The sequence below is a fragment of the Embleya sp. NPDC050154 genome, from assembly GCF_044460165.1.
Classification (GTDB): Bacteria; Actinomycetota; Actinomycetes; order Streptomycetales; family Streptomycetaceae; genus Embleya.
In genome coordinates this window covers 1-293 of record NZ_JBITJP010000013.1, presented here as the reverse complement: position 1 = coordinate 293, position 293 = coordinate 1, and positions in this window count along the sequence as shown.

Below are 293 nucleotides of genomic sequence, written 5' to 3'. Positions count from 1 at the left end.
CCCATAAAAATCTTGGGGGCCCCCCCCCGCCCCGGGGGGGGGGGGGGGGCCCGCGGGGGGGGGGGGGGGGGGGGGGGGGGGGGCGGCGCGGGGGGGGGGCGTGGTGGCGCCCGAGTGGCTTCCCGCGCCGAGGCCCGAGCCGACCGGACGGTGTCGCCGGCTGAACGGCCGGGCCCCGGGCCGACCCCAACGATGGCCCGGCCCACCAAAGCGGCCCCGGCCCCACCCCCCGCCCCGCGCGCCCCCTCCCGACACACCCCCGCGCGGCCCCGCCCCCCCCCCCCCCCCCCCCC